The following is a 24,130-nucleotide window of genomic DNA, read 5'->3' on the forward strand; positions in this document are numbered from 1 at the left end:
GAGGAGTGAGAGGAAATGAAAATTAAAGTAATTATGCCAATCACATCGGATATTTTTAATGAGGAGATTCTGCAGGAAGTTAACTATTATGCATCTGAATCGACTGAAGTAGGAGTAACCAGCTTGGATTACGGCCCGGCCTCCATAGAAAGTGAATACGATGAAGCGCTTTGCGTGCCTAATTTCCTTGAAAAAGCGATAGAGGCTGAAGCTGAAGGATACGATGGGATCATTAGTGATTGTTTTGGCGATCCGGGAGTTAAGCCAGCCAGGGAAATCCTTAATATTCCGGTTGCTGGTGCGTGTGAATCGTCGATGCTTTTCGCAAGTTCTCTGGCAAAATCATTCTCTGTCGTGACCGTACTTCCGAATGTTGTGCCGATGATTGAAAACATTAGTAAAACATTAGGGGTGAACGGCAATCTTAAATCTGTTCGTTACGTGAATATTCCTGTCCTGGAAGTTCACGATAAGGACCGTTTGAAAAAAGAACTATATGTGGAAATGACCAAAGCAATCGAGCATGATGGAGCTCATGCTTTGATACTGGGCTGCACTGGATTCATGGGAGTTGCGGCCGAGCTTCAGGAACAGCTGAAGCAAGCAGGATATGATGTTCCCGTTATCGATCCGATTTTTGCCGCAACAAAAATGCTGGAAAGCGTGATTTCAATGGGTCTGAAACAAAGTAAGCTGACTTACATGACGCCGCCGTCAAAAGAAAGAATAAAAGCTTAACCTAAGCCAACGGCATGATTTAACTGATTAAGGCGGGACTTTGCCACAAACCACAAGGAATGCCGGCAAAGTCCCAATTAGAAAAAAAGAAACGGGTACTTGATGCAAAATATTTAGCAGGGGGTTGAAAGCAATGGAAGATACGAAGAAATTAGGCGACGATTACTCGCTGTCCAGGGTTCCCAAATCGGCTCGGTTGCCACTCTGGGATATCACGCTGGTAAGGGTTGGCGCATTGGCGACATTGTCGCAATTTTTGCTGGGCGCTGCCTTAGGTTACGGTATGACGTTTTGGCAGGCATTTTGGGCTATGTTTTTTGGAAGTGTCATCTTACAGGTCGTAAGCTTTCTGATTGGATATGCAGGCGCCAGGGAAGGTCTTTCTACCAGCCTGCTGTCCCGCTGGACTGGGTTTGGCCGGTATGGTTCCACCATTATCGGGGCTGTCATTTCTATTTGCTGTATCGGCTGGTTCGGTGTACAAAACTCGGTATTCGCCAATGGATTGGTCCAGGCAACGGATGGTAAATTGATTCTTCCCGTTGCAGCCGCAATCACTGGACTTGGCGTTACCGTGCTTGTTATTTTTGGATTCAAGCTATTAAGTGCAACGGCAAAAGTGGCTGTTCCCGCCTTTTTGTTAGTTGTGGCGTTCGGGATTTATGATGTCTTAAGTAATCAATCCATCATAAGCTTGATGAGTACACCTCCTCCTGGAGAGGCTCTTTCAATCGGTGTAGGGGCAACGATGGTTGCAGGAGGTTTTATGATCGGCGCTGTCATTACCCCGGATTTTACCCGGTTTGCGCGCAGTGGAAAAGACGTATTCTGGATGACAACGATCGGTACAATCGTAGGCGAAATGGGAGTAGGGATGATTGCTGTTCTGATGGCACATGCTGCAAAAACAAGCGATGTTGTCAGCATCATGCTGCAGACATCAGGCTGGATTGGTGCTGCTGTTGTTGTGTTTTCGACTGTGAAAATCAATAACTTGAATTTATATTCTTCTTCCTTAGGCTTTACTAATATTATCGACTCCGTATTCAAAATCAAAGTCAGTCGGGGAATGGTTACCCTGATTATCGGTGTAATCGGAACAGTGCTTTCGATTCTCGGAATATTAGATCGCTTTGTAGACTTTCTTGTCTTACTGGGAGTCATGATTCCGCCGATCGCCGGCATTATTGTGGTAGACTACTTTGTATTGAAGACAAACCGCAAAGCATTGGATGAGAGCAGGGCAGAAGACACACTTCCTGCCGAGCCTGAAAAACTAAATCCAGTGACCATCGTTGCCTGGGCTGTCGGGTTTGCAGCAGGTTATTTCATCAAGGCGGGAATCCCATCCATCAACTCCCTGATCGTCAGTGCAGTGGTGTATTATGTGTGTATGTTAATCATAAATGCAGCTAAAAGCCGAAGTGAGTTAAAGGGCAAAATCGCATCATAAATATTCTGAATATTGGAGGATTTTAGAAAATGAGAAAATTAGGAAAACAGGAAATAGAAGATATAGCTGTTGGCGCAGCATTGCTTGGAACTGGCGGTGGCGGAGACCCGTACATCGGCAAGCTTATGACCTTGCAGGCAATCGAAGAATTTGGAGAAATCACACTGCTCGATGTGGATGAAGTTCCAGATGATGCAGTAATTGTTCCTTCTGCCATGATGGGTGCACCGACAGTCATGCTGGAAAAGGCGCCAAGCGGAGAAGAAGCTACTGCTGCTTTCAAAAACCTTGAATCCTATTTAGGTAAAGAAATCTTTGCAACCATGCCGATTGAGGCAGGGGGCTTGAATTCCATGCTTCCTTTGGCTCTTGCAGCAAAATTGGGGCTTCCTGTTGTCGATGTGGATGGCATGGGCAGGGCGTTCCCTGAATTACAAATGGTAACGTTCTATCTGGACGGGGTTTCCGCTACGCCGATGGTCCTTGCAGATGAGAAAGGCAATACCTCGCTTCTTTCAACCATCAATAATGTTTGGACCGAAAGAATTGCACGTGCTGCAACCATTGAAATGGGCGGTTCAGCCATGATTGCCATTTACCCGATGACCGGGAAAAACATTAAGGAAAGCGGAATTAGCGGCATCCTGACTCTTGAAGAACAAATAGGAAGGTCAATAAGGCTGGCTAAACAAAACAATGTGGACCCGATTAAAGAAGTATTAAGCCAGGCAAATGGCTTTGAATTATTCCGTGGCAAGGTCAGTGATATTAACCGTAAAACGGAAACCGGATTTGCAAGAGGAGTGGCAACCTTCGAGGGAATCAATGAATATAAGGGTGAAACGCTTGAAGTTCGCTTTCAAAACGAACATTTGCTTGCCCAAACAACCGACCAGCGCCTTCTTTGCGTAACACCGGATCTAATTGCTGTCCTGGATATGGAAACGGGCCTTCCAATCACTACTGAAGGAATCCGATATGGCGCAAGATGTGTCATTATCGGTATGCCATGCCATCCAAAATGGAGAACGGAAAAGGGGATAGAGACCGTAGGGCCGAAGTATTTTGGCTACGATGTCGAATATGTTCCAGTTGAAGAACTTGCAAAAAAAGGAGTGAACGTCTAATGGGTGTTTATCGAATTGGAATTGACGTAGGGGGAACCCATACAGATGCGGTACTTTTAGATCAGCAAAATAATGTAATTTCTGAAACAAAGTCACCAACAACCGAGGATGTGGCTACAGGCATTTACACAGCAATGAAAAAAATCATCTCAGATGCAAATGTGCCGCGTGAGCATATCAAGTATGCAATGCTTGGGACAACCCATTGTACAAACGCAATTGTGGAACGGAAAAGATTAAATAAAATTGCTGCCATCCGCATCGGCGCTCCGGCCACACTGGCTGTGAAGCCGCTTGTCGGTGTGCCGGACGACCTTCGCTCGGCTCTCGGACAGCATGTGTACCTCATTCGCGGGGGACATGAATTTGATGGGCGGGAAATCGTCGAATTGGATGAAGCCCATTTATATCAAATTGCACAACAAATCAAAGGGGAGGTAGATTCGGTTGCCATCACATCTGTGTTTTCCCCTGTATCGCAAGCGCATGAACAAAGAGCAAGTGAAATATTGAAGGAAGTTTTGGGTGATGATGTAGCTGTTTCTCTATCTTCTGAAATTGGCTCAGTTGGACTTCTAGAACGCGAAAATGCGACCATTCTGAATGCGGCTGTTGTAAATGTTGCTAAAACTGCGGCGGATGGATTTATCAACGCGCTCAAGAACGAAGGTATCGAAGCAAGAGTTTTCTTCGGTCAAAACGATGGAACATTGATGTCAGTCGAATATGCAGTAAAATACCCAATCTTTACGATTGCATGTGGACCAACGAACTCGCTGCGCGGTGCCTCATATCTGAGTGATCTCTCCGATGCAATTGTTGTCGATGTCGGCGGAACAACTTCTGATATCGGTGTTCTTGTCCAGTCATTCCCGAGGGAATCTTCATTGGCGGTAGAAATTGGTGGAGCGCGGACAAACTTCCGGATGCCAGACCTGATTTCCATCGGACTTGGCGGCGGAACGATTGTAAGGATTCAGGAAGACGGTGAATTCACAATTGGACCGGACAGTGTAGGATACCGCCTGCCGGAAAAGGCGCTTATATTTGGAGGAGACACCTTAACGACTACAGATGTTGCGGTAGCACTTGGAAAAGTGGAGCTTGGCGATGCTTCTAAAGTCGCTCATCTAGACAAGGAATTTTTGAACAGGGTATACGACAGAATTGTCGAAATGGTGGAAGAAGCGATTGATAAGATGAAGACCAGCGCAGCACCAGTGCCGGTTATCCTCGTTGGAGGAGGAAGCATATTGCTGCCTGAATCCTTACAAGGCGCTTCAGAGGTATTGCGGCCAGAGCATTCTGGTGTGGCCAATGCCATCGGTGCTGCGATAGCCCAGGTTAGCGGGCAAATCGAAAAGGTTTATGCGCTGGCAGAAATCGGCCGTGAAAAGGCGCTGGAAATGGCAAAGGAAATCGCTATGTCCGAAGCGGTGAAAGCAGGGGCTGACCGTGAAAGTCTAGTGATTGTAGATATTGAAGATGTGCCACTTGCATACATGCCTGGCAATGCGACCCGTATACGTGTAAAAGCAGCAGGCGAATTGGCTCAGGCTGAAGTAAGCGAATTGGTTTAAGAAATGGGGAAAAGGCTCCGGTTCATTCTGGAGCTTTTTTAAATGATGGAGGAATAGACGATGAGTTCAAAGGAATACATAGATGAAATTAAAAACAAAACGTTAATCATCGATGGCCATTTTGATATATTGATGGACGTGGCCATACAGAGGGAGAAGGGCAGGAACAGAGTGATTGAATGTGATTATTATCCTCGATTTGTAGAGGGCGGTGTCAATGTCATCATTGCTGCCATTTTTATTGATAGCGGGTATCTGCCTGAAATGGGGTTGAGGAAGGCGCTGGCCCAGGTGAGTGCTTTATATGAGGAAATAGCAGAGTCTCCGGATAAATTGATGCTATGTAAAAATGCCGATGATATGCTAAAGGCGCAAAACTCAGGGAAAATAGGTTTTCTGCTGTCACTTGAAGGTGCAGAACCACTTGGGACAGATCTTAGCCTGGTTAGAGTGTTCTATGAATTGGGAGTAAGAAACTTTGGGTTGGTTTGGAGCAGACGGAACGCTGTAGGTGATGGAAGCCAGTTCAGTCCCGTAAAAGAAGGGATGAAAGGCGGAATAACTGAATTCGGGGTACAGGTGATAGAGGAGTCAGAACGGCTCGGAATGACCATCGATGTTTCCCATTTGAATGATGAAGGATTTTGGGATGTCATCAAATTTGCAAACAAGCCGATTATTGCCTCCCACTCCAATTCCAGAGTACTTTGCGATACAATGCGTAACCTGACTGACGAACAAATGAAAGCCATTGCTTCAACAGGCGGTGTAATAGGAGTGAACGCCGTAAGCATCATCGTTGCTGCTGAAGATGAAAATAGCAGCCTGGAGCAATATATAAAGCATATTGACCATATTGTCAAATTGGTTGGGATTGATCATGTAGCCATTGGCCTAGATTTGTGCGACGATTTCTTTAAATATGTATCACCTGATGATCTGGCCAGTATGCCGCGTAAACCGTTTGATGTAATCTCTGGCCACCAGAGCCTGGGCAGCTTGATAGAAGGGCTGGTTAATAGGGGTTATAAGGAAGAAGAGCTGGCAAAAATACTTGGCGGAAACCTTTTGAGAATCTTCTAATCTTGCAAATTTCATAGTCCGCTTTACAATACTCAACCTGCGGCGAAGTGGCCGAACATACCTCAGCCTGATCCTTTCCCTATTACTGGCTGATAGATTTGGTGGTATCAGTGTACCATTGAATATCCTCGCAAGGAATTGCCGCATTTGTGTGGATGTAACACAAAAATAAAGAATACGTGAAAAATATGAGCTGCCTATTGGCAGCTTTTATTGTTTAAGGAGCAGCATTTTCGGATTGAAAGGATTATGCATGAGATTTGGAGAATTACATAAATTGGCACTGTGGAAAAATGAGATTGGAGGGTTCATATGTCAAAACCATTATTGCAAGGACTGGAAGGTATTTTTATTCCTGTGAAAGACCCTAAAGCTTCAGCAGAATGGTATGGAAGCGTTTTGGGATTTAGTCTTGTATACATAGAGGAGGAAGCAGCTGTGTTAAAAATAGCTGCAGACTCCAAAACTGTAGTTTGCCTGGTAAGAACTCCGGATCATGAGCCGATGAACTTCCCGGAAAACAGCTTTGGTGTCGGCAAATACTATAACTTTATTCCTAACGACATCGAAGAAACTTATAGGGAGCTTAAACTCAAAGGTGTAAAAGTGAACCCTATAGGGGGAGAAGGGGATACCAGGTTCTTTACATTTTTTGACCCAGACGGAAATCCGCTGGGGGTTTGCCAGTAAAAGCTGCAAGCTCATGCACAGGATACATAAGATTGCGACTCACTAAATACATAAGAATTACAGGAAATACACGGAGGGATACTTATGAACATAAGGCTTGCCGAAGAAAAAGATATTCAGCAGTTAATCAGGATGAGATGGGATTTTACCTTGGAACACGATGAAAGTAAAAAAGCCGCTTCCTATGATGACTTTGCAAAGGAATGCCAGGTTTTTTTCCAAAAAGCACTTACAAGCGGACGATGGTTTATCTGGGTGGCTGAGCAGGACAATGAGGTTCTTTCTCACATATACATTGAATTAATTGAAAAAGTGCCGAGGCCTGGCAGGAAGACCAATCCATTTGCCTATATGACCAATATGTTTACAAAGAAAGAATATAGAAATGAGGGAATCGGGAGTCAGCTGCTCTCCCGGATCAACCAGTGGGCAAAAGATCATGATTATGAATTTATCATCGTTTGGCCAAGTGATGAGAGTATTAACTATTATAAGAAGAACGGGTATGTACATTGCACAGAACCCATGGAATACTTTCCTTCATAAATGATATGCTTCTGCTTCTGCTCCTGCTGGAAATCCTGGAGCTACTTATCTTCAAATGATGGGATAGTACTGTACATACCTGGGATTACAGTAATATGGCGGCCTGGGGCCAATCTTGGGTATTTGCCAGCTTTGCGGATTTGAATTATACAGCACCACATTTTTTTCATTGGAATATGGCAGCAGTAACAATTTTATCTCGGGATTTAATTGGAATGAATTATTCATAAAATAGCCCCCTATAGACAGATGTTACTGCCATTATATTCATTAGGCAACGGTTTGGAGTCCGTCTACATTTCGTCACATGCTGCAATAAAGGTACATGTAGACTCATGGTTTGGAGTTTTCATACATAGAGTAACCTATGGATTCTTTTTTTAGGAGGTTATTCTAATGTCGAAGGATCATAAAAATCCAAACGAGCAGCGGTATCCTATGCACCCGAATTTCGGAAAAATTACTGAATACAAGGACATCCCGGTTACTGTGCCGGAACAGCGCCAATATCGCCAGCCAGGGCTAGAAAGATTGATGGTTCCAAGGCCGATCATTGAAAATCCTAATTATAAAGGAAGCGGAAAGCTGCAGGGCAAGATTGCACTTATTACAGGCGGTGACAGCGGGATTGGTGCAGCCGTCTCGATAGCATTTGCCAAGGAAGGGGCGGACATTGCAATCTCTTATCTGGATGAGCATGAGGATGCAGAACGGACCAGGAGCAGAATCGAAGAGCTTGGACAACAGTGTGTATTGCTGCCTGGAGATTTAAGGAACAAGCAGCAGTGCATTGACATTGTGAAAAAAACCATTCAAACATTCGGGCATCTCCATATTCTTTGCAACCATGTGGGGATACAGTTTCAGCAATTAAGTTTGCTTGATATCACCGATGAGCAATTCGACGACACTTTTAAGGTGAATGTTTACTCCCATTTCTACACAACCAGGGCTGCACTTCCTTATTTAAAAGCAGGAAGCTCCATCATTAATACTGCATCTGTCGTTACATATGTCGGCAATAAACAATTGATCGATTATACAGCAACCAAAGGAGCCAACGTTGGGTTCACCCGTGCATTGGCAAACAACCTTATAGACAAAGGAATCCGGGTAAATGCCGTGGCACCGGGACGAGTATGGACTCCGCTGATTCCATCAAGCTTTTCTGCAGACCAGGTTCCGCTTGTTGATAATCCTATGAAGCGTCAAGGGCAGCCTTTCGAGCTTGCTCCTACGTATGTCTATCTGGCCTCAGACGATTCCAGATATGTAACTGGACAAACGCTTCATGTGAATGGCGGGGAATTTACTTCTTCCTAATGTTACCCGTACACCCTAAACTTAGACACACTTCACTAGAAGCAGCTGATGAAAAAATTCCCCCGTTGCGGCATTATAAACGGAAGTCCATACGCGGTCAAAAAGAAATCCTTATATAAAATTGATATACTTTCATTCAAGATATAAACTCTAATATGTGAAAGGACATATAATTATCCGCGAAATCAATCGATAGAGGAGTGTATATCATGAAGGTTTTGGCTTTTTTAGGAAGCACGAGAAAGAATGGCAATTCTGAATATCTTGCAAAAAAAATTGTAGAAGGAACCGATCACACCATTGTTTATCTTTCAGATAAACATATCCAGCCCATCGTTGATATGAGGCATACCGAAGAAGGTTTTTCCCCTGTTAATGATGATTACGAGGAACTTGTTAAATTGATGGAGGAACACGACGTTCTGCTGTTTGCCACGCCTCTATATTGGTACGGAATGAGCGGCCCTATGAAGAATTACTTCGACCGCTGGAGTCAATATCTGCGTGATCAACGGTTTAATTTCAAAGAAGAGCTTGCCAAGAAAAAAGCTTATGTTGTGATAACAGGCGGAAGCAGTGCCAAGATCACAGGCTTGCCCCTTGTCCAGCAGTTTCAATTTATCTTTGAATTCGTGAATATGGAATTTGCAGACTACATAATTGGTGCCGGAGTAAAGCCGGGGGAAATAGTCAACGATAAAGCGGCTTTGGATAAGGCTGAGAGCTGGAATAAGCAGTTTAGATAATTACTTCGCTGTCGAGCGAAAGAGCTCCTTTCCGACTAAGAAAAGGTGACGAACAGAAACATTAAGGATTTTTTTCATTTCGAAATGCTGGTAGTTGTTATAACTTCTACTGGCTTTTTATTACAAGTTAACCATCCCATGGTTTTTATGCGTGTTTTTTTTATTGGCACAGTCATCCTTTATCATTACTTAAGAGAAGATTTCAAATGAAATCCCTCAAGCCTGAGCAGGAATGAGGCATAAAATGCGCTTATACAAGACATAAGTATGGATAGTAATTTCCGCATAAAAGAGATTATTATTTATTGTAAGAAAAAAGCAAAGTAAATGTGATGGACAACTTGTAATGAACCAAAAAAGGACCTGATTGGTCCTTTTTTGGTTTGCGGCAATTTTAATTTTTGTTCAACCGATCCAGCTTATCTGATATATTTCTTAAAATATTGTTTTTTTCCTTTTGAATTTGAAGGAGTTTGAATGAAAACCAAATGATAAAAATAAAAGGGGCTGCTGTGAAAAGCAAGGATACTATAGGAAATAAAGCTAATACAGATTCGTCCATTCATAAACCTCCAACACCGTTTGGATAATTATACCATATTATAGAGTTTAAGCTCCTGATTGTCGAGTGATGTCCACGATCAAGATAGCATGCTAGTTTTTGTTAAAAGGCTGTCATTGCTACTCGAACATTGTAAAATTTCTCTGGATGTAATACGTGTATTTCTAGTATAATTGGAATATGTATTTACCAATATTATGCAATTAATCGTAAGGGATTTTCCGGTAAGGGGATGTTTATGGAAGAGTTGAGAAGGATTTTAATGAGTCACCCATTGATTGAGAAGATTGGCACAAAATATTCGGATGAACCGTTTGTAGATCTTAATGGCTATGACCCGGAAATATCAGTTGATCCAGCTCTGGCAGGCAGGACTCCATTTTTTTCATTTGTCCGGCTGTCAGTGGCAGAAAAACTTTTTTTAGCGAAACAATTCCTGCCTAAAGATATTAGATTTTTAGTAAAAGAAGGCTACCGGCCGTTACATATCCAGGAACAGGCCTTTGAACGCTCACTGCAAAGGGTCAAACAACATAATTCAAATCAGGGCATGGACTTTTTAGTTGCTGAGTCATCCAAATATGTAGCTCCGCCACAGGTAGCTCCCCACCCGACCGGAGGTGCCATCGATGTGACCCTTATGGGCGCGGATGGCAAGGAATTGGACCTTGGGACAGATTTTGATGCCTTGCCGCATGAAGTGGATTACGCCACTTTCTTTGATGCTGCTAATATATCGGAAGAAGCCAGATATAACCGGTATATCCTTCGTGACGCTCTTCAAGCTGTGGGCTTTACCAATTACTTCACAGAATGGTGGCACTGGTCCTATGGAGACAGGTACTGGGCTGTTATGAATGGTCATCCTGAAGCTCTATACAATCCTGTATCCGAAGAAGAGCTGCAAGGTTTGGTAAAAGTTAAATTAATCGAACAAAAATCTCATCAACCTATCTATATGGGTCAAAACCAAGGCTGAAAACATATAAGGTTTATAATTAAGCAAGAAAACCAGCATCTTAATGCTAGAAAATATAAAAAGGATGAAGTGCATCGAGCTGCCAGCCAATTTGGAAACCCTGGGCACGTTAACCGATCAAGGTGTTTGCATTATTATGGTAAGTAATTGAGTTGTTATTTTGTAAGGAAAATTCGTTCCTTTCTATAAAATACACAGAAAAAGGGAGCAAGATTGTTTATCAAAGTAATCATCTTGTTCCCAAAAGGTTTCTAAATAAGTATTGAGTATATCGCGCTATTTCTTAGTTCTCCACATATTTTACGGTGATCCACGTTGCAAAAGTCATATATCTTGTCATTGGTTTGACCCATTTGCAGTATGTAGATAATCAGCGTAATCACAAAAGCCACTGTCATACATGTCTAGAGTCCAGCCTATCCGTTCCATTAATGGAATTATGTCACCTCTTTCGGAAATTCCATTAATTCATCTATAACCCGAGCCGCTGTTTCCAGATCAGCCACTAGTTCAGCATCCTCATCTTCCATAAAAGTAATTACAAAACGATGCGAATTTTCTCCCTTTTTTAATGTCACTGAAAAAGGAACTTCATATCTGGAATAGATATGAGTGATTTCCGTATCTTTATAATGGATTAAATCATGTAACATGTTCTTGATTTGATTTATAGCCATCTATGCTTCTCCTTATATCATTAGATGCAACCAATAAAAGGTTAAGGAAATAAAATTACCTTGTGTGAAATTCAAATAAGAACAAGTTTAAGAAATGTGAAAAAGAAAAAGATATTAGGCCCACCTCCGCCTAATATCATGATAGTCGATACCCAACCTTGGCTGTAGCATGAGTACTTTACCCAATAGTTTATTAAATTCAAACTAAGAATAATTAGCTGCTTAAAAACGTGAGCACCTCTGGAGTTCTACTCAATACCCGTTTCATTCTTATTTAGCTGCAGGGCAGGTCAGTAGAACAACATTACGGTTTTCTTTAATTTTCAGGTTTCAAAACCAAACATTTGTTCTATAATATAAAAAGAGCAAAAAGGGGCTGAAACTATGTCAATTAGAGACCGTGGGAAAATCAAATGGAATGGTGCATTCTTTATGCCAGAACACATAAAAATGCTAAACGAATTAAAAAGTGATTATTATAAAACCATGAAACCCGTCCTGGACGAATACCAAATCCAGGAATTTGAAAACAAAATGCTTGAAGCAATGGAATTTGCAATGAAGGCCAACATAACCACATGGGAAGACGGATATGAATGGGAATACCTGGGGTTGATTCACAGGCTTGATGAATGGAATAGGATCATTTATTTAGAATTGGAAAAGGAAGATGGGTATATCATGAAGATTCTTTTTGACGACATTATTAATGTAGACTTGCGATAAAAGAGAACATACAGTCATTATGATTGTTACTGGAGCTGTATTCACAGCAGATTTTCTCCGGATGTTTGAATTAAGATTCAGAGCCGCTTTTGGCAACTCTTTTTGTTCCTTCCCATGATTCTTCGTGATGCAGTGATTGTATTTCGCTGCATGCTGCTAATGGATAAATAAGTTAGGATCGGGAGTTGCTGCGGCAGTTTTTTGCTTTTAAAACTGGCGCATGTAAAGAATGTTGCTGATTTTCACCTGTTCTGTATAAATGCAGCGATTATAAACATCAGGCCGAACGTCTCAGATTTAAACATTGAGTTGCAATACATAACAATAGAAAGAGCCGAACCGCTTTTAAAATTAAAACCCCAGGAATCTGTTCTTGGGGTTTTAATTTGCTGGCATTATACTCTTGGGGATTTTGTAAACAGCGCCGTTTAATATTGAAATGTCATATACTTGCGACGGAGCCGCCATCAACCCGAAGGTTCACACCATTAATAAAAGAAGCTTTGTTTGAGGCAAGGTAAACTACAGAAGCTGCAACTTCTTCAACTGTACCAGGCCGTTTGACTTCGACATGAGGGCGATTTTCCTTAAGGAACTGCTGAATGGCTTCCTCGTAACTTATATTCAGCTTTTTTGCGTTGTCTTTTAACAATTCCTCCAGCATTGGTGTCATGATAAATGCTGGCGATACAGTATTAACTAGTATACCTTGTGATGCATAGGCTTTTGACAAACTTTTGGTGAAATTTATCAGGGCGGCCTTTGTAGCGTTATAATGCGGCATGAATGCATCTGGCTGAATACCTGATTCTGATGAAATATTAATAATACGACCGAATCCTGCTTTTTTCATATAAGGAATAACTGCTTTTGTTACCCTTACGGTTCCAAATACATTTACATCAAATATATTCTTCCATGCGTCTATGTCCAGTGTTTCAAAATCATCAAACCCGCTGGCTATTCCTGCATTATTCACAAGAACATCAATCGTTTTGTAGCGGTCGATGGCAGAAGAGACCAGATGTTCTACGTCGGATTGGACGGTTAAATCAGCTCGAATCGCCAGCACTTCCCCACCCAGTTGTTCAATTTCGACAGCCGATTCTTGTAATTCTTGTTCCCCGCGTGCACAAATGATAATGTTGCATCCTTCTTCTGCAAAAGCTAAAGCAATGGCTTTTCCAATACCTTTACTACCGCCTGTCACGAGTACGGTTTTATTCTGTAATCCTAAATCCACTTTCTATCAATTCCTTTCTATGGGCAGCTTAATTTAATTATTTATAAAAAATTTATTTTTATCAATAATTTAACCTTGTACTTCAAGCTCATTAAAGTGTGTGACGCGTTAGGAATAGCCATATGTGCTAGACAATTAAATAGGAATATGAGCGGTTGAAATCATCTTGATAAAATTCCTTTGCTTTAACTACAAGAAGAGGGTTTTCTGATACTCCTTTTTTGAATGAAATGGCGATAAGGCGGAAATATAAGAAGAAATGAGCAAGAGGGAATAATAGTAATGGACTTTGACAAAATGGCACCCACCCACTTATCAGATTGTGAAGAATAGTTTTGAATGTTAGCCAGAAGCGGGGAAGGGGGCGCTCCCTTGTTCCTAACAACGGCCCCTTTAAACCGGGTGCATTGCAGGTAGTCTGGGTATGATAAACTCATATTGTTTATCCATCTGTTTGGATAGGAAGAGGCAGGGCAGCCAATGAAAACAGTTAAAATCATATTTCAGATTGCATTTCTTGTAATCCTTTTTCAGATTGGGACACGGATCACGGATGTTTGGAATCTCCCTATTCCAGGGAGTATGGTGGGATTGGCCATTTTATTTGTACTGCTGACATTCAATCTGGTTAAACTTGAATGGATTGAATCAGGGGCGTCATGGCTTCTTGCAGAATTGATGTTATTCTTTATTCCTGCGGCAGTGGGGGTAGTCAACTATCAGCAGGCATTAGGTTCACAATGGGCCAAGCTGTTGATCGTGATTGTGTTAAGCTCCCTCACTGTCATGGCTTTTACAGGACTTACAGCACAATATATAGCAACACGCGGAAAGGGTTTTTTTAGTGGCTCTCGTCATCGTCATCGGTAGTATTCTCATTACGTATTTTGTATATTGGGGCAGCAAGAAGGCTTATTCCAAGTGGAAAATTTTTATATTCTCCCCGCTTCTGCTCAGTCCTATTGTTCTAATCTTGTTATTATCTTTGTCTGAAGTACCCTACAGCACCTATTACACGGGAGCGAAATGGCTCAGTTATTTGCTAGGGCCAGCCACGGTAGCCTTTGCAGTGCCTATGTATAAACAGGTCCATTTATTAAAGAAGCATCTTTTTGAAGTGGCAGCCAGCATAGTGGTCGGCTCTGCAGTTGCCATTGTCTCTTCTTTTCTTTACGCTGTTTGGATCCGTCTCAGTCCATCTCTGATAACCAGTCTAGTCCCACGTTCCATCACGACGCCAGTCGCGATGGACGTATCGAAAACCATCGGTGGAGTTCCTACTTTGACAGCTGTGTTTGTAATCATAACCGGTATAACAGGCTCCATTATGGGACCGGCAATGATACGACTATTTAAAATAGAAAAAGCGACAGCTAAAGGACTCATGCTTGGGATGAGCTCGCATGGTGCGGGTACATCAAGGGCCTTTGAAATCGGAGACTTAGAAGGCACCTTTGCAAGCCTGGCCATGATTACAGCAGCTATCGTCACAATCATATTAGCATATACCATTTTTCCGGTATTACAGAATGAATTAATTATGTAACGGTGATGGGATACAGACGGTAGAAAAGTAATTCCAATCACTGACGAACTTCGAGATATTCTATATACGCAATAAAAGAAGATATTTATTTTCGTTTTTTGCATAAAATCAGCATTAGACTAATTCTAAGGGAGAAGCTTAAATTCTCCCTTTTTTATATTACAGTTTCAATTATTTCCTCTGTTCTTTAGCTTCGTACATTCGTTTATCAGATTCTAAAATTGTATGGTGAAAATCATTTTTACTGCCTGCATAAAGCAGGGGCCGAAGCATTATCTTACTTTCTAACGATAATCCGGAAATTTGAAATACTGCGAATGATCAATGTTTGAAAAATATGGCATAGACGCTGAAGGAGTCATGGTTGGGGTTTCATGCGTACTTCATCCTTTTTCCATAAATATAACGGAATACTTTATGGGAGTAGGTGAATCCTTCTCCCATTAGGGACATCGTTACATCATGCTGCCTAATAGCCACCTATGAAGTAAGAGGCAACTCAAAGGAGAAGAATTTTGTATACTTTTTTAACTGGTGATTTCGTCAGTTATCAAGCCAGAAAGAGAGTGATGGCCAATCCGGTTTGGAATTTACGGGGGTATAGGAATATGGTGTCATTCTTTACCTTATTTTCCCATTGTATAATGTAGAAAATTGCTGGAAAATAGAGGTTATACAAAATTAGGAAAAGTATTTGGGGAATTTATCCGAATGCAGGGGGAAGAGATGAAAGTACAGTTTATTGGTAAAGTATTGTTGTCAGCGGTATTGTTATCCATCGGCACACAAGCGGGAAAAGGGGACTTAGCGATGGCCGGGTCTCCAGAAGAGTATAAAGGGGCCGAGTTTTCTACATTTGGAATCCATCCAGCCCTGTCACCGGACGGAAAAACGGTTTTTGTAGGGAAGGGGCAGCCTGATCCAAGTAATGATGATCTTTATAGATTAAGTATGTACGATGTCTCCACCGGATCGCTTCTCAAGGAAATAGACAGTCCGAACAGCTCGGCTTATTATGATTTCAGCCCCCAAGGGAAGTATTTGATTTCCAATGGAGATTACACGAATATATTAAACGGCGATGATGGCGAGCAGGTATCGACCCTGCCATTCTATTATGCTCGGTATTCATTCAAGAAAAGTAATGAGGATATCGCAGCATTTACTTATTCATCCAATAGACAACTGTTGGATGGAAATACAGTTTCTATTTATGATTTATCATCAGGAACAGAAATCTTTAAAAAAGAATATGAAACCGATAAACCAATGAGGGTTGCTCTGCACCCAACGGAACCGATTGCAGCCATATCCTGCGGCCTTGATATTGAAGTTATTGATTACCAATCCAAAAAAACGCTCAAGATGATACGGAACCCGTTTAAGTTGACAACGAATCAACAATATCAAGCGATCGGCCTTTTGGAATATAGCAATAACGGGCAATTGCTTACAGTATATAGCAATGCTGGGATTGACGATTCAGTTAAACAATTTGATGCCTTAAAAAATTATAGTGAGTCACTGGTTGAATCGTTCGACACGGAGCAGCGGGTCAGAAATAGCCTTCCTGCGCAGATGGAAAATGCTGTTTTTTCAAAAGATATGAAGAAAGTCGCGTATGAAACAACAGGGGATTATACGCGGCATGTGGTCGTTGGGGATTATCCCATCAAAACTAATGCATCAGAGAGAATTGAATTTAAAGATCCGTATATTCAGCTAAGAGAGGGTTCTTCTACCTATTACGGTTTGGAGTATATAGACAAATATAAAAATCGTATACTGCTCGAGCCGAAAGATGTGAAGCTGGAAGCACTGGACCCGGAAATCTTAGAAATCAATGCGGCGAATAAAATAATTGCCAAAAAGCCAGGAAGCACGTATGTAAAAGCTACCTACAAAGACTTTACCGATTTCCTTACGGTTGAGGTCCAAAGCCTGGCAAGCTCCCGGATCGTCACGGATCCACTATATGATTCGTCTTTAACCATAACAGGCAAGGCCCCTGAAAATATTACACTGTTTGGGTTTTATGCGGGCAGGGAATACCGCATCACTACAGGGAGTGATGGTTCATTTACCTTCCTTTTGGATAAGCCACTAAAGGCAGGTTCCCGCGTCTGGTTTATGTATTATCTGGAAGAGTTATATCCGGCTGAGGCACCTCCCGGAAGTGATTACCTATTCGAGAATGTTTTACGTGATACAGTGGCACCTGCTGCCCCTAAAATCACAGAGGTAAATCAACAAACCAGTGAAGTACAGGGAATCACGGAACCAAATGCTGCGATCAGCGTTTCAGTCGATGACACCGGAAGTGCCGGATTTGTCAGGGCCAGCACACAACCAACAATAAAGGTTTCCGCTAAAGCAGATAAGCAGGGCCGTTTTAAGATGGTAATCCCAAATGTAAAACTGAGCGGCAGAACCTTCCGGACAACAGCGAAGGACCTTGTTGGCAATCAAAGCAAGACAACCGTCACAAGGGTTGCTGATAAAATTCCGCCTGCTGTCCCGCGGGTTAAACCCCAGAGCAATATAGCGACAGCCATTACCGGAACCGCGGAGCCATATGCTACTATATACGTGAAAAAAGGGACTTCTGTCTTGGCAAGCGGGAAAACATCAAGCAGTGGAGCTTTTTCCATTAAGATTCCAAAGCAGCCTGCAGGGACGTATTTGAAAATCAGTGCGATGGATGCTGCAAAGAATATGAGCAAAACTGTAACGATCATGGTTTTGAAAGCTCCCGCTACTCCAACTGTGAATAGTGTTTACAGCACATCAACTGTCGTTTCCGGGAAATCCCAGGCAGCAACTACCGTGTATGTGAAAAAGGGAACTGTGATTCTTGCTTCCGGGAAGGCAACCAGTAAAGGGACATATTCCATCAAAATTACCAAACAACGAAAGGGCACTGTATTAACCATCGTGGCAAAAAATGGCCAGGGAGTATATAGTGCTTCAAAAACAATAACAGTCAAATGATAGGGAAGCCTTCTAGGCCTCCCTTTTTTCGCAGTCATAACCATACAGGTTCACCGGAGTGTTGTAATCATCTATTCACAAGTTTATATAGGTAATCAATTAGAAGTGTAAAAATATATATCTGCATATGTCATAAAAAAGAAGTGTGAGGTACACACATCATTTTTGTTTCGTATTATACTTTTCTGCTTGCAGCTGTTCCAGTTCCTTATTGACTTCCTCTTCGTCAACATAATTGCGATAACCGGCATCATATTGGACAAGCGGACCTGCAGATTCGGCTCCCGCCTGTGCCTTCGTCTCCATAAGAAGGATGCGACCCGCTGGATTCAGGAAGCTTTGGCGAAAAGGAGACACATATATTTTAATATAATAGGCCTTGAAAGAGTAGATTGATTCTTTCTATCTTCTTTGGGTGTATCCGGACATGCCATAGAAGTTCAGGTCAAAAGAATGATATATCCCCTTCAGGCTTTTTAGTACAATAGGAATCAGGTACAAAGTCAGAGATGAGGGGAATGATACATCGCATGAACAACGTAGCAAAATGGACGGGAATCGGGATAGCTGTGTTGATAGGGGTGACCATGATCTCCCTAGGTTTTTTGGCTTGGATATCTATTCTGACAGGGGAAGGATTCTCGGCGGATGTATGGAGACCTCTTTTGATAACATCGATCGGGGGAGCGGTAGCGGGGTGTATTGTGTTATGGGGTATAAGGAAGGTGGTTGCTGAAAATGGGTATCTTTCTCGGCAGAACCATCAAGAGCGACCCAATGTGCGAATAGCTGAACGTCTCCTCTCCTGCTTAGAAGACCATCCCTACAGGATGAGGCTAAAGACGGAAGTTAATATGCCGGTGAGCAAGGAACTTCGGTGCTTTTTTGTAGAAGATGGACTGTACGTTGTACCGCTTGCTGGTTATAAAAGGACCGTTGAAGAATTCCTCACTGCCTTGAGAAAAGAAATGCTGGGCGCAGACGAGGGTATGTACCTCGCGTTTGACAAGATGAAAGAACGGATTGAAGAGATACATAGGATATATCAGGAACAAACGGAGCTTGAAAGGCTGCGGGAACAAGCTTCCATATTTATGAAGGCTCATGGGAATCTAAAAACTTATAAAAGTTACGCGATTTCATTCAAGCCCCATAAACTTCAAAGTATAATGGTTTCATTGGCACTTGAGGAACATCAGATGCTACTGACTTTGGATACTGTAATATCCGATTTCGAAAAAAACATGGAGTACGTTCGTACTGGACTGATGAAAAAATCCGCATAATCCTGGATACAGAATCTCTCGTAAAAAATTTTTCATTTCAAATAATACTTTGGTGGAGAGAATTCTGTTACTCTCCACCAGTCAGGCTATAGTAATTAGACAAATCGCTAGTCATCGGCAGGCTTTAGTTTTAGGAAAAGAGTTGCGCGGCAGCTCTTTTTTTCTTTTTGCAAGAGGGGACTTGAGTATGAACGCGTAAAAAAGGTGATAGGATAAGCGGGCACATTTCTTTGATTAAATGAATGTGAACTGACTACGTCGAAAGCTTGTCATTCTATTAACCGAGCAAAATACAATTCTCTAAGAAGAGGAATAGTTTGTTGTTACATTATCGAGGTTGCATAATGAGGGAAAACGGAAGATAAGCAATGGCCTATGAAAATACTTCACATTTAATAGCTTATTATTTTTTGCGTCATGTTTGGAAACTTACATAAAAAAAGCCTCCTATAAAGGAGACTTATTACCAACTAGCTTTCTTTACTCCAGGAATTTGCCCTTTATATGCAAGTTCTCTAAAGCAGATACGGCATAGTTTAAATTTACGGTAAACAGAATGTGGACGTCCACATTTTTCGCATCGAGTGTATTCTTGAACCTGATATTTAGGTGTGCGTTTTTGTTTAATGATCATAGACTTTTTAGCCATATATGAAACCTCCTTGTAAATGTTAATTGGGGAAGGAGACATACAATATTATAAATGAATAATTATTATTATTAAATAGGAGTTCAGTGGAAAATAAAGAGCGAAATCATGTATTAGCAAGTAGGGAGTGAACTGTTTAGCTGAAGGGACTCTGTCCCACGACTGGTACGTTCTACCCCTGATACCGAAATGTAACTAATATATAAATGTTCAACGACAAATATCTGGCTCAACTAATCATACGAACAGGGCAGATAAGCTAAAGATAACGGACCAAACGGATATTTGAAGGTGCTTGAAGGACTGACATCAAATGTATTTTATGGTGATGTATCATGGAACAATTTCAAAAACAGTACCTTGGTTAAAATCAGTCACACTCATAGAGCCATAAACCCCTAAAAAAAGTCTGTTTTGATTCCGATTCGTTCCCAAACTAACATAATAGGCGGATTGAGGCCCAAAATTATAATCGGTATCAATAATACTTACATCATTTAGTTGACCATCTGTTCTTGCCCTGGTATAAGCTAACACCCCTCGGCCCGGAGATTTTGATTCTTTCCGGGCAATGTCTGTAAACACAACGCTTCCCGTTAAATGAGGGATTCGATTCCCCATATAGGCTTGCACGCCTGTCAGTGCAGTTCCTCCAAACTTATCGGGTCGGGGATCTTTATGGAAATAACTGGTTAAAGGCTGAAGACGCTCCACTGTAGTTTTTATTGCTTCATCGTAATAAGCAATTGTTTTCTGATTCAAAGTCGCATTTGAAGGGCATCCCCGTATAAATGAAGTAGGAAAAGCCCCTTCCCACCCGCGCCAGCCAAAGTTAATCAACCCTTCGCGGTCAAACTCAGTTCTCATTAAAAAAGCTTGAATAAGCTCAGTGACCTGTACTGGTTTATATCGAATGAATGAAAAAATTGACTCTGCCAAGTCCTGCCCGACATTTCCCGCATATTTGATATACTGATTATAAAATCTTTGAAACGAAATGCCTGGTATATTGCGAACCCCTTTGGCAATGACCGCAAGTGTTTCCTGGATTGGTGCGGGCAGCTCATTAAAACGTGTGACAGCGGGTGGATTATAGCTAAACGTATTCATATCTACATTTATTTCAATTATCTTACCGGCGATTTCCATATCATCCTGACTTAAATTAAATGGATCATAGCCGGATCCGCCGTCTCCAGTTGTCAAAATAAGTTTTCCTGTTTCAGGTGAAAAGTTTAGGCTATTGACACCATTATGATTAAAGAATGGTCTTCTTAAGTTAAGTAATGTCCGTCGTTTTTGAGGTTGACCATTGGATTGTAATGCCCACTCCTCAACTGTATCAATATGATCATATTGAGTTTCTCTATGTATCCACCTAAGGTTTAAAGTTCCTGGATCGCACGGGTTAGGCTCAAAAGGTTCAGGAAGGGGACTTGGGCCTTGTGTTCCAGCTACTGAATAATGAAGATAAAACAGACCATTAGAATAAAAATCAGGATGAAACGCTAACCCAAGCAATCCCCGTTCATCATATCCACCACCAAAAACACCCAGTTTTATGATTCTCGGACGAATATCTAAAAAAGTCCTTAAATCTCCGTCATTTATGTAAAAGATTTCTCCTGCCTGTGTTGCAATAAATAATCTTTCCATTGAGTCACCCGGAAGTATAGCTGTTTTCATAACAGTGGGTAAGTTTATCTTACTTACGATGGGCCGTAAGCTAACCTTAAGGTTTGTCAACTACCTTTGCACTCCTTCATTGTTTCTTTTTATAAGAATATGAATAGAACTGGTCTATTAGTCCTCTATGGTGAAGTGGCGCACATATACGGTGGTAGTTGGATAAAGCGGTGAATAGTATGAGGGTAGTGTAGAAGTTTATTGGAGGTGGGGCTCACGAAGATGGTAAAAAGTAAAACCGTACAGTATTGGCGTAGGCCTTTCTTGGGAATACCGCATGCCCTTATCGAATTGTCTTCTACCACAAAACTAATACTTACCGCCGCATTAAGCGCGTGTGCAGCCATGTCTCAGTCAGCAGGGGGATATGTGCCCGGCATCGGTTTTTTCGTAAGTGCCATGACGACTTTACCGATCTTTTTAGCAACGGTGGTATCCGTGAGGCACGGATTTCTTTCTTATTTTGTTACGTTCCTGCTTTTATTGTTCATCCAGCCTAGCGAGCTAATCATTTTTGCTTTCACAACGGGAATTCTAGGGTTGGTGCTTGGCGGTTCCTTCTGTAAGCGGAAAACAAGATTTTGGGTTGTAATCCTGGCGGGAGCGGCCTTATTTATAGGAATCATGGCGCTCCTATTTATTTTCCGCTTTCCTGTGTTAGGACCTGAAGTTGATACAGCCTTTCATTTTGGTCCGTTATTGCTCGTAGGGATAGGCAGTATTTTATATGCATGGATGGCAGCAGAATCTTGTTGGTTTGCCCTAAAACGGTTGGGCCGTGCTCTGCCCGATAAAGCAATCAAGGCTGTATCCGAAAAATTAGACACAAATGAATAAATCAAATATGAAAAAGTGCCTGTAACCTGAGGCACTTTTTCTAGTGGAGCCGTGTTACGAATCACCTTTCACAAGCATAGAGTCTTTATCTCTCCTGATGGGGGATTGATCAGGACTTTGCATGCGAGGGGGAGCACTATGTATGGTCCTTGTCAGTGTTTTATTAATGCCCCTAGATTCGATTCTTGGGTTTTTTAATCATTAGCCCATACAATTTTTCTCTACTGACATAGGTTATAGTATTAGTTCGAAAGGAGGAATAAATTATGGCTGATGGGGCAGGATACGGCAGCGGATTTGCCTTGGTCGTTGTTTTGTTCATCTTACTTATCGTTATAGGTGCGGCGTATTGTGGTGGTTGGTAATAAAGCAAGAAAATATTAATGGTTTAAAGAATGGGTATTTCTTATTATGTATGGCTACGGCGATTACGGTTATGGACGGACATTCGTATTAATTGTGAGTTTTATTCATCCTCTTAATTATTGTTGGATGTGCTTGTCCTAATTATGAAAATGTTTAAGGGTCCTTTGAAGGACCTTTATTTTTTTTGAAGAGCTTATGAATGTCCATACATTGCTGCACCTTGCAGATATGGGATTTTTAGATTATTTATTTTTACCTTACATAGCCCATACAGAATGTGCTTTTAAGAATACTCTAGTGTAAGCACCGTAATACCTTCTTCTTCAAATACAATCTCCTATAAGAAGATCGGTCCCGCATCCAGTCTTCTTATTTTTGGGGTTTTCACTGAAAATCAATCCAACGTCCATGAAAATTTATGGAAGAAAGCATATCCATCACATCACAATATTTACACACTTACATAGGTTATAACAACAGTGAAAGGAGGAAATTGTTTTTGATGGGGCAGGATACGGCAGCGGAATTAATTAATCGTTATCCTATTTATCTTACTAAATGTGGCAGGCGCTGCGTTTGGTGGATGTTGGTTCTGAATTAACAAAATACTCTTAAGAAAGGGGGAATGATTATGTATGGCTACGGACCATATGGATATGGATACGGCGTCGGTCACGGTTACGGGTCCACATTCGTTTTGATTGTAGTATTATTTATTCTGTTGATTATTGTTGGATGTGCCTGTGCTTATTAACTGAAGTGTTTATAGGTCCTTCAAAGGACCTTATTTTTTTAACTAACCATCTAATTAAGATTCTGCTTTTTCCTTATGTGAAATTCTTATGAATACTGTTTTTTCGCAAATAGCCCAGACAGAATAACGGTTAAGGAATACTTTAATGTAAGCACCGTATTACCCTATTCAGACATACAACCTCCAGAAGAAGCACGGATACAAATGCCGTCTTCTTCGTACATATTTAATAGGCTTCTCCGAAAAAGCTTGCCTTCCATTTTGATGACTATGTTGCGATTGATATCTAAACAGCCTCGATGGCAGACATCTGTCACTAGTTTTGTTTTTGATCCTTCTAAAGACGAGCTCTTGACAATGATGTCAGCAGATTTGTCTTTCATCCACCTCATGAAGAACCTTTCTCGATTCTTCTAACTAGGTGTTGGTCCTTCACCGACCTGATGAATAATCTCTTCACAACTCTATCACCGATTTTGGGCCTTCATCTCGGCAATGAAGAACCTTTCTCGCATTTTCTCACTGATTTTGGTCCTTCATCA

General features: G+C 41.6%; 26 protein-coding genes. 19 read left to right on the top strand and 7 right to left on the bottom strand.

Features of this window, described 5'->3' with window-relative positions; translation table 11 throughout:
* Positions 1–15: 15 nt before the first annotated feature.
* The 7 genes from V1500_RS07105 (at position 16) to V1500_RS07135 (ending at position 7,217) form a co-directional block, all read left to right on the top strand.
* Entirely contained in the window at positions 16–738 is a 723-nt protein-coding gene (locus V1500_RS07105; protein ID WP_409304880.1) for an aspartate/glutamate racemase family protein, read from the top strand.
* 133 nt (positions 739–871) lie between these two features.
* Positions 872–2,191: a purine-cytosine permease family protein gene (locus tag V1500_RS07110; RefSeq protein WP_409304881.1), complete on the top strand. Its 1,320-nt coding sequence runs from the start codon at positions 872–874 to the stop codon at positions 2,189–2,191.
* A 29-nt stretch (positions 2,192–2,220) separates the two neighbouring features.
* Complete coding sequence (locus V1500_RS07115; protein ID WP_409304882.1) at positions 2,221–3,318, top strand: DUF917 domain-containing protein; 1,098 nt, start codon at positions 2,221–2,223, stop codon at positions 3,316–3,318.
* The gene (locus V1500_RS07120; protein WP_409304883.1) at positions 3,318–4,898 is read left to right on the top strand and encodes a hydantoinase/oxoprolinase N-terminal domain-containing protein; all 1,581 of its coding nucleotides are present in this window, start codon (positions 3,318–3,320) and stop codon (positions 4,896–4,898) included. Before V1500_RS07115 ends, V1500_RS07120 begins: the two co-directional genes overlap by 1 nt.
* 60 nt (positions 4,899–4,958) lie before the next feature.
* Entirely contained in the window at positions 4,959–5,981 is a 1,023-nt protein-coding gene (locus V1500_RS07125; protein WP_409304884.1) for a dipeptidase, read from the top strand.
* A 312-nt stretch (positions 5,982–6,293) separates the two neighbouring features.
* On the top strand, positions 6,294–6,671 hold the full coding sequence (locus tag V1500_RS07130; protein ID WP_409304885.1) for a VOC family protein: 378 nt from the start codon (positions 6,294–6,296) through the stop codon (positions 6,669–6,671).
* 84 nt (positions 6,672–6,755) lie between these two features.
* Entirely contained in the window at positions 6,756–7,217 is a 462-nt protein-coding gene (locus tag V1500_RS07135) for a GNAT family N-acetyltransferase (protein WP_409304886.1), read from the top strand.
* 51 nt (positions 7,218–7,268) lie between these two features.
* Here V1500_RS07135 and V1500_RS07140 read toward each other — a convergent pair whose 3' ends face one another.
* On the bottom strand, positions 7,269–7,445 hold the full coding sequence (locus V1500_RS07140) for a hypothetical protein (RefSeq protein WP_409304887.1): 177 nt from the start codon (positions 7,443–7,445) through the stop codon (positions 7,269–7,271).
* A gap of 168 nt (positions 7,446–7,613) precedes the next feature.
* Here V1500_RS07140 and V1500_RS07145 point away from each other — a divergent pair, with 168 nt between their 5' ends.
* The 3 genes from V1500_RS07145 (at position 7,614) to V1500_RS07155 (ending at position 10,827) form a co-directional block, all read left to right on the top strand.
* A complete protein-coding gene (locus V1500_RS07145; protein ID WP_409304888.1) occupies positions 7,614–8,540 on the top strand; it encodes an SDR family oxidoreductase in 927 nt (308 codons plus the stop codon).
* Positions 8,541–8,749: 209 nt separating this feature from the next.
* Positions 8,750–9,286 carry a flavodoxin family protein gene (locus tag V1500_RS07150; RefSeq protein WP_409304889.1) on the top strand — a complete coding sequence of 179 codons (537 nt, stop codon included), beginning with the start codon at positions 8,750–8,752 and terminating at the stop codon, positions 9,284–9,286.
* 800 nt (positions 9,287–10,086) lie between these two features.
* Complete coding sequence (locus V1500_RS07155) at positions 10,087–10,827, top strand: M15 family metallopeptidase (RefSeq protein ID WP_409304890.1); 741 nt, start codon at positions 10,087–10,089, stop codon at positions 10,825–10,827.
* Between the two features lie 437 nt (positions 10,828–11,264).
* On the opposite strand, the gene V1500_RS07160 is transcribed toward V1500_RS07155, so the two are convergent.
* Positions 11,265–11,504 carry a hypothetical protein gene (locus tag V1500_RS07160; RefSeq protein WP_409304891.1) on the bottom strand — a complete coding sequence of 80 codons (240 nt, stop codon included), beginning with the start codon at positions 11,502–11,504 and terminating at the stop codon, positions 11,265–11,267.
* A 384-nt stretch (positions 11,505–11,888) separates the two neighbouring features.
* Between V1500_RS07160 and V1500_RS07165 the strand changes: the two genes are divergently transcribed.
* Positions 11,889–12,230, top strand: coding sequence for a YolD-like family protein (locus tag V1500_RS07165; RefSeq protein WP_409304892.1), 342 nt, complete (start codon positions 11,889–11,891; stop codon positions 12,228–12,230).
* A gap of 442 nt (positions 12,231–12,672) precedes the next feature.
* Here V1500_RS07165 and V1500_RS07170 read toward each other — a convergent pair whose 3' ends face one another.
* On the bottom strand, positions 12,673–13,473 hold the full coding sequence (locus tag V1500_RS07170) for an SDR family NAD(P)-dependent oxidoreductase (RefSeq protein ID WP_409304893.1): 801 nt from the start codon (positions 13,471–13,473) through the stop codon (positions 12,673–12,675).
* Between the two features lie 480 nt (positions 13,474–13,953).
* Between V1500_RS07170 and V1500_RS07175 the strand changes: the two genes are divergently transcribed.
* From V1500_RS07175 to V1500_RS07185, 3 genes are all read left to right on the top strand, one after another.
* Positions 13,954–14,343 (top strand): CidA/LrgA family protein, encoded by a 390-nt coding sequence (locus tag V1500_RS07175; protein ID WP_409304894.1) that lies wholly within the window; start codon positions 13,954–13,956, stop codon positions 14,341–14,343.
* The gene (locus V1500_RS07180; protein WP_409304895.1) at positions 14,318–15,019 is read left to right on the top strand and encodes an LrgB family protein; all 702 of its coding nucleotides are present in this window, start codon (positions 14,318–14,320) and stop codon (positions 15,017–15,019) included. Before V1500_RS07175 ends, V1500_RS07180 begins: the two co-directional genes overlap by 26 nt.
* A 726-nt stretch (positions 15,020–15,745) precedes the next feature.
* Entirely contained in the window at positions 15,746–18,010 is a 2,265-nt protein-coding gene (locus V1500_RS07185; RefSeq protein ID WP_409304896.1) for an Ig-like domain-containing protein, read from the top strand.
* Positions 18,011–18,169: 159 nt separating this feature from the next.
* Here the strand turns inward: V1500_RS07185 and V1500_RS07190 are convergent, their stop codons facing one another.
* Positions 18,170–18,316, bottom strand: a complete 147-nt coding sequence (locus V1500_RS07190; RefSeq protein ID WP_409304897.1) for a hypothetical protein — start codon at positions 18,314–18,316, stop codon at positions 18,170–18,172.
* Between the two features lie 224 nt (positions 18,317–18,540).
* Here V1500_RS07190 and V1500_RS07195 point away from each other — a divergent pair, with 224 nt between their 5' ends.
* Positions 18,541–19,296, top strand: a complete 756-nt coding sequence (locus tag V1500_RS07195; RefSeq protein ID WP_409304898.1) for a hypothetical protein — start codon at positions 18,541–18,543, stop codon at positions 19,294–19,296.
* 463 nt (positions 19,297–19,759) lie between these two features.
* Here the strand turns inward: V1500_RS07195 and V1500_RS07200 are convergent, their stop codons facing one another.
* Both V1500_RS07200 and V1500_RS07205 read right to left on the bottom strand, forming a co-directional pair.
* Complete coding sequence (locus V1500_RS07200; protein ID WP_409304899.1) at positions 19,760–19,945, bottom strand: type Z 30S ribosomal protein S14; 186 nt, start codon at positions 19,943–19,945, stop codon at positions 19,760–19,762.
* Between the two features lie 333 nt (positions 19,946–20,278).
* Positions 20,279–21,691, bottom strand: a complete 1,413-nt coding sequence (locus V1500_RS07205) for a PQQ-dependent sugar dehydrogenase (protein WP_409304900.1) — start codon at positions 21,689–21,691, stop codon at positions 20,279–20,281.
* A gap of 162 nt (positions 21,692–21,853) precedes the next feature.
* On the opposite strand from V1500_RS07205, the gene V1500_RS07210 reads away from it, so the two are divergent.
* The 4 genes from V1500_RS07210 (at position 21,854) to V1500_RS07225 (ending at position 23,588) form a co-directional block, all read left to right on the top strand.
* Complete coding sequence (locus tag V1500_RS07210; protein ID WP_409304901.1) at positions 21,854–22,468, top strand: DUF2232 domain-containing protein; 615 nt, start codon at positions 21,854–21,856, stop codon at positions 22,466–22,468.
* Positions 22,469–22,734: 266 nt separating this feature from the next.
* Positions 22,735–22,833, top strand: coding sequence for a YjcZ family sporulation protein (locus V1500_RS07215; protein WP_409304902.1), 99 nt, complete (start codon positions 22,735–22,737; stop codon positions 22,831–22,833).
* 107 nt (positions 22,834–22,940) lie between these two features.
* Positions 22,941–22,991: a hypothetical protein gene (locus tag V1500_RS07220; protein WP_409305940.1), complete on the top strand. Its 51-nt coding sequence runs from the start codon at positions 22,941–22,943 to the stop codon at positions 22,989–22,991.
* Positions 22,992–23,465: 474 nt separating this feature from the next.
* Complete coding sequence (locus tag V1500_RS07225) at positions 23,466–23,588, top strand: YjcZ family sporulation protein (RefSeq protein ID WP_409304903.1); 123 nt, start codon at positions 23,466–23,468, stop codon at positions 23,586–23,588.
* A gap of 164 nt (positions 23,589–23,752) precedes the next feature.
* On the opposite strand, the gene V1500_RS07230 is transcribed toward V1500_RS07225, so the two are convergent.
* Complete coding sequence (locus tag V1500_RS07230; protein WP_409304904.1) at positions 23,753–23,971, bottom strand: hypothetical protein; 219 nt, start codon at positions 23,969–23,971, stop codon at positions 23,753–23,755.
* Between the last annotated feature and the right edge of the window lie 159 nt (positions 23,972–24,130).

Origin of the sequence: Peribacillus sedimenti (assembly GCF_046237635.1) — a bacterium.
Lineage (GTDB): Bacteria > Bacillota > Bacilli > Bacillales > DSM-1321 > Peribacillus > Peribacillus sedimenti.